At 35.7% G+C, this 8,538-nt stretch carries 6 protein-coding genes; all 6 read right to left on the bottom strand.

Going from position 1 to position 8,538, the window contains the following annotated elements; translation table 11 throughout:
• A partial coding sequence (locus AC30RD_RS04150) for a 23S rRNA (pseudouridine(1915)-N(3))-methyltransferase RlmH (RefSeq protein WP_489493001.1) occupies positions 1 to 241 on the bottom strand: 241 nt, incomplete at its 3' end.
• An 82-nt stretch (positions 242 to 323) separates the two neighbouring features.
• Positions 324 to 914: a thiamine phosphate synthase gene (locus tag AC30RD_RS04145; RefSeq protein WP_489493000.1), complete on the bottom strand. Its 591-nt coding sequence runs from the start codon at positions 912 to 914 to the stop codon at positions 324 to 326.
• Complete coding sequence (gene accD / locus AC30RD_RS04140) at positions 907 to 1,767, bottom strand: acetyl-CoA carboxylase, carboxyltransferase subunit beta (protein WP_489492998.1); 861 nt, start codon at positions 1,765 to 1,767, stop codon at positions 907 to 909. The genes AC30RD_RS04145 and accD overlap by 8 nt, the downstream gene beginning before the upstream one ends.
• Positions 1,764 to 2,495: an inositol monophosphatase family protein gene (locus AC30RD_RS04135; RefSeq protein ID WP_489492996.1), complete on the bottom strand. Its 732-nt coding sequence runs from the start codon at positions 2,493 to 2,495 to the stop codon at positions 1,764 to 1,766. Before AC30RD_RS04135 ends, accD begins: the two co-directional genes overlap by 4 nt.
• 2 nt (positions 2,496 to 2,497) lie before the next feature.
• Complete coding sequence (locus AC30RD_RS04130; RefSeq protein WP_489492995.1) at positions 2,498 to 3,862, bottom strand: glutamate synthase subunit beta; 1,365 nt, start codon at positions 3,860 to 3,862, stop codon at positions 2,498 to 2,500.
• A 1-nt stretch (position 3,863) separates the two neighbouring features.
• A complete protein-coding gene (gltB, locus tag AC30RD_RS04125) occupies positions 3,864 to 8,291 on the bottom strand; it encodes a glutamate synthase large subunit (RefSeq protein ID WP_489492994.1) in 4,428 nt (1,475 codons plus the stop codon).
• Between the last annotated feature and the right edge of the window lie 247 nt (positions 8,292 to 8,538).

Raw genomic sequence — 8,538 nt, 5'->3', positions numbered from 1 at the left:
ATCCAAAAGCCCCGCCAATAAAAAAAGATATTTTTGGATTTTCTTTTAAAATTTTGGCAAATTCAAAACTATCAAACTCAGCTCCACCGGGAGTCAAAGCGATAGAAAAAGAGTTATTAAGATAGGGTAAAAGAGCTTGTGTATAACTTTTTTTTGCACTATTTTCATCTTTACTTTGAGCTTGATTTATTTTTTTGTTAAAAATATTGTAAATATTTATATCTGCATATTTTTTAGTCATTTAATAAAATCTTTACTTAACTCTTCATAACACTTTTCATCTTTTTTTGAGATAGAATATATATCTATTTTACTCATTTTTCTCAACTAAATGTAAGCCATTTTCTAAAAAGATCTGAACCTATGACTTTAAAATCTGTATCTAAATTGTCATAAACTCTAACTCCGCCTATTGCTGCAACGGGATGTTTTGATAATTTTGATAATTTAACTATTTTTTCTCCAACAATATTTTTTATATCTTTTGTTGAGGTGTTTCTAAAAGCTCCAAGCCCTATGTATGTTAGATCCAATATATTTGCCTCTTTTATCTCCTCTTCATTGTGAGTTGATAATCCTAAAATCTTTTTGCCTATAATTTTTCTGAGTCCATTTACAGCTTCATATTTGCTATTAAAGCCAAAACTCTCAATAATATTTAAAATATCCTCCTGCCCTATATGAAGCCCATCGGCAAATTGAACAAGATCTAAATAATCATTTACGATAATTGGGATATCGCTTAATCTTTTCAATCTTTTAATATTTTCCTTTTTTTCTTCAAAACTACTTTTTTTATCTCTATATTGAATAAATACCGCATTATAAAACTTTGCCATTTTTACAAAATCATCTATTTCAAATCTGTAAAAGTCCAATAAATACTTATCACATAAAGCGTATATTTTACTCATATTTCTCACTTTTTTTATGAGGCAAAAATTGAACCAAAAGATCTGCGATAGTCTTTTTCAAATCGTTTCTATTTACAATCATATCTATTAGTCCATGCTCAAGCAAAAACTCGCTTCTTTGAAAACCTTCTGGCAGATCTGCTCCGATAGTCTGTTTGATAACTCTTTGTCCGGCAAAACCTATCAAAGCTCCGGGCTCAGCTATAATAATATCTCCAAGCATCGCAAAAGACGCACTTACTCCTCCCATAGTAGGATCGGTCAATACGGAAATAAATGGAAGTTTCTCATCATCAAGTTTTGCCAAAGCAGCACTTGTTTTGCTCATCTGCATAAGACTAAAGGTGCTCTCTTGCATCCTTGCTCCGCCGCTTGCGCTAACTATGACTAAAGGGTTTCTTTTTTCAATGGCTCTATTTACGGCTCTAACTATCTTTTCACCTTCTACAGATCCCAAACTTCCACCCATAAAATTAAAATCAAACACTACAAGTTCGCTCTCAACTCCTTCTATTTTACACGTTCCACTAATTGCCGAACTATATCTGCCGGTTTTTTTGTAATTCTCTTCGATTCTTTTTTTGTAACTTTTTTTATCCACAAATTTTAAAGGATCCAGTGGAGCCAAATTGGCGTCTACCTCTACAAAACTACCCTCATCGCAAAGTATCTTTATCCTATCTTGGGCTCCAATCCTAAAATGGTAACCGCATTTTGGGCAGACATAGTTTCTATTTACCACCTCTTTATAATACATCAAAGCGTTACAACTTGGGCACTTTATCCAGTGACTGGGTTTTTCCTCTTTTGAAGGTTGGCTTCTTCTAATCTTTTCAAAAAAGCTAAATTTCACTTTAGATCCTTTAAAATATCGTTTTTAATCTTTTCAAAAAGATTGTCATCTTTGCTAACCAAAATATATTTATCATTATAATATAAATTTAGATCTTCGCATTGATGAATACCGGCAGCTATATCATACTCCCTAATTTCACCGATAAAAAGCACAAATCTAACATAATGGGCATACGACAATGACAAAGCAACTGCTCCGGGGCTTCTAAATTTTATAGAGGCAAGTTTCAATCTTTTTACGATCTTGGGATTTGCGTAGGCTTTTTCAAAAAGCCCTACCCTTCCACTACTTTTTAAAGTTTTAACATCAAAAAAACCAAAATCATCTATTAAAAAAGAGCCCTTTTTATAAAAGTTCTCACTTTTGATAAAAATATCACCGTTTGCGAAATTTGCTATAAATGAAAGAGCGGTTTTTTGATCTTTTTGAATTGCTATGGAAGTTCCATAGTATGGAAAACCGGATATCAAATTGTCGCTTCCGTCTATTGGATCAAGAACTATTTTAATATCTCCTTCTCCTATTATACCGCTCTCTTCGGAAATTATTTGTCCAAATTTTTTTAAATGCTTTATATAAATCTCTTCAGATATTAGATCTATCTTTGTGCTTTTATCTCCTCCAGCGCCGATTTTTACTATTTCAAAATATCTCTCATCCATTCTTTTATGGATAAGAGAATATATCTTTTTTGAAGCTTTTAAAATCTCTTGCAAAATCTCCATATCTACTCTAATAACTTTTTGATTATAGATTTGGCCGCTTCTCTCCCATCATAAGCGGCGGTCACCACAAGATCGGCTCCTCTGTAACAATCCCCTCCTGCATATACCCCAGGTTTTGTAGTTTCATAATTTTCATCTACTATTATAGCCCCCCAATCGTCAGTCTCAATCCCGTTTTTTGACAAAAACTCAAGAGGAGTATTTGAAAATCCCAGGGCAAATATCACTACATCCGCATCGAGTCTAAACTCACTACCTTTTATCTCTTCAAGTTTTTTTCCGCTTTGAAGGGTTTTTATAAGTTTTACTCCTATAACTTCGTTGTTTTCGTTTGTTAAAACCTCTTTTGGCGCTACGTTAAACATAAACTCGCCACCCTCTTCAACGGCGTTTTGATACTCTTTTTTGCTTCCGGGCATACTTTTTACGTCTCTTCTATATGCACAAATTACCTTTTTTGCCCCTTCTCTGATAGAAGTTCTAACACAATCCATTGCGGTATCCCCACCGCCGATTATAACAACTCTTTTATCTTTTACGTTTATATTGGTATCATAGCTATCGCCAAAAAGTTTTCTTTGAATATTTACTAAAAATTTCATAGCGGGCATCGCGCCTTTTGCATTTTCGCCAGGGATATTTGGCATTCTCGATTTTTTAGCACCGATTCCTATAAAAACCGCGTCATAATTTTCAAGAAGATAATCAAAAGTTACATCTTTTCCAACCTCTTTATTTAAAAAGAGTTTCATTCCAGCTTCCACCATCCAATCAACTCTTCTTTGAATCACTCTTTTATCAAGTTTAAACCCAGGAATTCCGTAAGTTAAAAGTCCTCCAGGACGATCCTCTTTTTCATATACGTGTGGCTCTATTCCGGCTCTTAATAAAAATGTAGCACAGGATAATCCAGCTGGGCCAGATCCTATGATTGCAACCTTTTTATCGGTTATTATCCCCGGAAATTCAGGTCTTAATCCCTTTTTAAAACCCTCTTCGCTGATATATGTCTCAACGGGCCCTATAGTTACCGCTCCATATCCTTCGTTTAATGTGCAGTGTCCTTCACAAAGTCTATCATGAGGACATATTCTTCCCATAACTTCCGGAAAAGGAGAAGAGTCGTTTGATAGTTTAAAAGCAAGTTCTAGATCCCCTTCGGCTACCGCTTTTAGCCAGTGGGGGATGTAGTTGTGAAGCGGACATCTATTGTGACAATATGGATCACCGCACTGAACACACCTTTCACTCTGAAGACTTGCTTCGTTTGGCGTATATATCTCGTAAATTTCGCTAAAATCTTTTATTCTTTCGTTTATCGCTCTTTTTTTTGGATCCGTTCTTTCAGTGAATATAAAACTTTGCATATTATTCCCCTTCCTCAAGGTTTAGAGGTACTTTAGTCAACTCTTTTGGTCGTACCATCCAAAAATTTCTTAACTCCATTCTAAAATTTTCTAATATCGATCTTGCTTTTTCGCTTTTTGTCTCATTATAATAGATTTTAAGAAGTCTTTTTAGATAGTGTCTTGCTTCATCATACTCATCGGTATCTATCCTTCTTGCTTCGATCAACTCTTGGTTTATCTTTTCAGCAAAGTCGTGCTCTTGATCGTAAACAAAAGCAAGACCTCCGGTCATTCCCGCACCAAAATTTATACCGGTTTTGCCAAGAACCACTACAATTCCACCGGTCATATATTCACAGGCGTGATCGCCGGTTCCTTCAACTACCGCTAAGGCACCGGAATTTCTAACGGCAAATCTCTCTCCCACGCTTCCTGCGACAAAAAGTTTGCCTCCCGTTGCTCCATAGAGGCAGGTATTTCCCGCAAGTGAGAACTTATCTCCATGATTTTTACCGGTTATTACAATCTTTCCTCCATGCATTCCTTTTCCGACATAATCGTTCGCCGCACCTTTTAAATAGATATTTACGCCGTTTATTAAAAAGGCTCCAAGACTTTGTCCTGCAACCCCTTCAAGCTCTATATTTATGGCATGTTCTTTTAAACCGCTATCTCCGTAATATTTTGCGATCTCTCCGCTTATCCTTGCTCCAAAACTTCTATTGATATTTTCTATCTTTTTTCTAACCGTAACGGTAATATCGGGATTTTCTATAGCGGGATATATCTCTTTTAAAACCTCTTTTTCAAATTCATTTTTATCAAAAGGCTCGTTTGATTTGACCTGACATGTATCTACTCCATCAAGTCTTTGTAAAACGGAACTAAAATCAAATTTTTTAGCAAACTCCGTACCTACAACTTTTAAAAGATCGCTTCTACCGATAATCTCTTCAAGGCTCTTATATCCCAAAGAAGCCAAGATCTCTCTAACATCTTGCGCTAAAAGAGTAAAATAGTTTATCAATCTATCAACAGTTCCTACATAATGCTCTCTTAAAAACTCTTTTTGGGTAGCGATACCCACGGTACATCTATTTAGATGGCAAACTCTTAAAATCTTACATCCAAGTATAGTTAAAACTCCCGTTCCAAAAGCGTAACTTTCAGCCCCCAATAGTGCGGCTTTCACTATATCAAGGCCAGTTTTTAAACCACCATCGGTTTGTAGATGAACAAAGCTTCTAAGATGGTTGGCTTTAAGAGCGTTATGAGCTTCAGATAGTCCTAACTCCCACGGATTTCCGGCAAATTTGATAGAACTAATAGGAGCAGCTCCTGTCCCACCTTCTCCGCCGGAAATTATTATTTTATCGGCATAAGCTTTAGCAACTCCCGTTGCGATGGTGCCAACACCCGCGGTTGATACCAGTTTTACCGCTATTTGGGCGTCAGGATTTACCTGCTTTAGATCAAATATAAGTTGAGCTAAATCCTCAATAGAGTAGATATCATGGTGAGGCGGAGGAGAGATGAGTGTAACTCCTGGAATTGTATGTCTGAGTTTTGCAATAAGTTCTGTTACTTTGTGTCCAGGAAGCTGACCACCTTCTCCAGGTTTTGCCCCTTGAGCTATTTTTATCTGTATCTCTTCGGCACTTCTTAAATATGCAGGAGTAACGCCAAATCTACCTGATGCTATCTGCTTAATTTTGGAATTTTTGATAGTTCCAAACCTTTTTGCGTCTTCTCCGCCTTCACCGGAGTTACTTTGGCCACCTATCTTATTCATAGCCTCGGCTATACATTCGTGAGCTTCTGGAGAGATAGACCCAAGACTCATAGCCGCACTGGCAAATCTTTTAAAAATATTTTCAACAGGTTCAACTTCACTGATATCTATAGGCTTTCTATCGCTTTTAAACTCCAAAAAGTCTCTTATCATTTTAAAACCGCGTCCGTCAACCATCTCTTTTAACTTTTTAAAATCCTCTTTTTTACCGGTTATTGAGGCGATATGTATTTGATTGACTGTATTTGGAGCAAAATCGTGATATTCGGTCTTATCTATATATTTATAAAATCCTCCAAGTTCAAGAGGAAAAATCCTTCTTGTTAGATCTATCTCGTAAGCTTTTTTATGATACTCGTTTAGTCTCTCTTCCAAATCTTCATAAGTAAGACCGCTTAAATGGCAGTAAGATCCTTTAAAACACTCCTCTACTATATCTTTATGAAGCCCTATAACATCAAAAAGCGCGCTGTTTCTATATGAAGCGATTGTTGAAATTCCCATTTTTGACATTATTTTTAAAAGTCCGCCGTTTAATGCTTTATATACGTTTTTGAACTCGTTTCTTATCTCATAGGCGCTCAAATCTTTTTTCTTTTTCAAATTTTCGTAAACCGTAGCAAAAAGAAGATAAGGATACACCGCAGCAGCTCCGTAACCTATCATAACCGCGGCAGAATGCGAGTCATAAACTTCTCCAGATATCGCTATCATCGAAACCAAATGTCTTATTTTGTTTTTTAAAAGATCTTGATTTACTTTGCCTATAACCATAGCCATAGGCATACTTTTTTTGTATTGGCTGAGTTCTCTATCGTCAAATATTACTATTCTAACGCCCTCTTCTTTAACCGCTTTTATTACGGTATCTGAAAGTTTTTGTAAAGACTCTTTTAGATTTTTATCAAAAGCTGTTGAAAAAGTTTTTGCTTTATAGTTTTCTTTATATCTTGGATGTTTTTCATCTCCGTAAGATAGCAATACGTCCAATTTATCTTTTGTTAATATCGGAGATACCGATTTTAGCCTGCATGCGTGATTTGGATCTTCATCTAAGATATTATGAATCTCCCCAAAACCGGTATTTAAACTCATAACTATCTTTTCTCTGATCGGGTCGATAGGAGGATTTGTAACTTGAGCAAATTTTTGTTTGAAAAAGTCGGTAAAACTTCTTTGAAATTTACTAAAAGCGGCTAACGGCGTATCATCGCCCATTGAGCCCACGGCCTCTTTTCCGTCTTTGATCATAGGCTCGATAACCTGTTCTATTACTTCATGAGTAATATTGTAAAATCTTTGTTTATGAACAATATCTTCAATTTTATAATCTTCAAGATTTCCAAAAGGATTTTCAACATGCTCTTGAAGATAAACCATATTTTCGTTTAACCATTTGGCGTATGGATTTGAACTTTTTAAATATTCGTTTATATCTTCATTTTTTAATATTTTCCCATATTTTAAATCAAGGGCTATCATCTCCCCGCTTTGAAGTCTTCCTCTTTCTACGATATTTTCTTCTGGAATCTGAAGGATCCCATATTCACTTGCGATAATCAATCTGTTATCTTTGGTTATTATATATTTTGCCGGTCTTAGTCCGTTTCTATCTAAAACACAACCAATATATCTTCCATCGGTCATACTAACCGCGGCCGGTCCGTCCCATGCTTCAAAACAGGTGCTCGTATATTCGTAAAAAGCTCTAAGATTTGCGTCCATGTGGGGAGCGTTTTGCCAAGGAGCGGGTATTATGGCACGTGCCGCTTTAAAAAAATCCATACCGTTTATTAATAAAAACTCAAAAAAGTTATCTAAACTTTTACTATCGCTTGCTCCCTCTTCCAATACCGGAAGTATCTTTTGAAGCTCTTCGTCACTAAACACTTCGCTTTTGACTGCTTCACATTTTGCCAATACATTAAATCTATTTGCGGTAATGGAGTTTATCTCTCCATTATGAGCTATTGCTCTAAAAGGTTGTGCAAGTCTCCATTCAGGAAGTGTATTTGTGGAAAATCTTTGATGAAAAAGAGCAAAACTTGCTTCAAAATCCTCATCGTTTAAATCGGGATAAAACTTTTTTATATATGTCGGCATAACAAGGCCTTTATATGCGATAACCTTGTTTGAAAAAGTGGGAATATAAAAATCTTTATCATCTTTTAACAAAAGCTCAATCTCTCTTCTTGTAAGATATAAAAGAGCTTCAAATCTTTTAACTGCCATTAAAGAGTCTGGTGCTACATAGATTTGAACAATTTTTGGAAGGGTTTTTAAAGCAAGTTCACCTAGAGCTGACTTATCGACCGGAACCTCTCTGATTAGTAAAACTTTTAAATCGTTTTTTTCGCAAATCTCTTCAAATAAAGAGATATTTTTTTCATCTTTATAAAACACCATCGCAACGGCATAGTTTTCCGGAAGCGCAACTCCTGCTTCACCGGCTTTTTTTTCTAAAAACTTTCTTGGCAGAGAAAAAAGCAGCCCACTCCCATCACCGCTTTTTCCGTCTGCGGCAATTGCGCCTCTGTGCATCATTCTCTCTAAAGATTTAACGGCATCTATTACATTTTTATGGCTTGGTCTATTATAGATATCGGCTAATAAACCAAATCCACAATTGTCTTTATAACTTGTTAATATATCCATCTATTAACCCCTTTGGTTTTTAGTGGTTTAAACTATTTTTAAACCTTATTTTTGTATATAGAAAATTTATTTATTTTACTTTAAAATTAGTTAATAACTACTTAAATTTGGGTAAAATGGTTGGGTGGTTGAGTAGTTGGGTAGTTTAGTAGTTAGAAAGTTAGATAGTGAGAAAGTGAGTGAGGGCAAGCTGAAGGCTTAGGACAACAACTGCTTGTTGTCCGTGCCCGAGCGAAGGCTGTGACTA

This window comes from Nitrosophilus sp., from assembly GCF_982775275.1.
The sequence above is the reverse complement of the archived record's forward strand: the minus strand, read 5'-3'. Positions and strand labels throughout refer to the sequence as shown.

Excerpts from the sequence above, each read along its gene's own strand:
- gltB (WP_489492994.1), bottom strand. The coding sequence starts at position 8,291 with ATGGATATATTAACAAGTTATAAAGACAATTGTGGATTTGGTTTATTA.
- AC30RD_RS04130 (WP_489492995.1), bottom strand. The coding sequence starts at position 3,862 with ATGCAAAGTTTTATATTCACTGAAAGAACGGATCCAAAAAAAAGAGCG.
- AC30RD_RS04135 (WP_489492996.1), bottom strand. The coding sequence starts at position 2,495 with ATGGAGATTTTGCAAGAGATTTTAAAAGCTTCAAAAAAGATATATTCT.
- AC30RD_RS04145 (WP_489493000.1), bottom strand. The coding sequence starts at position 914 with ATGAGTAAAATATACGCTTTATGTGATAAGTATTTATTGGACTTTTAC.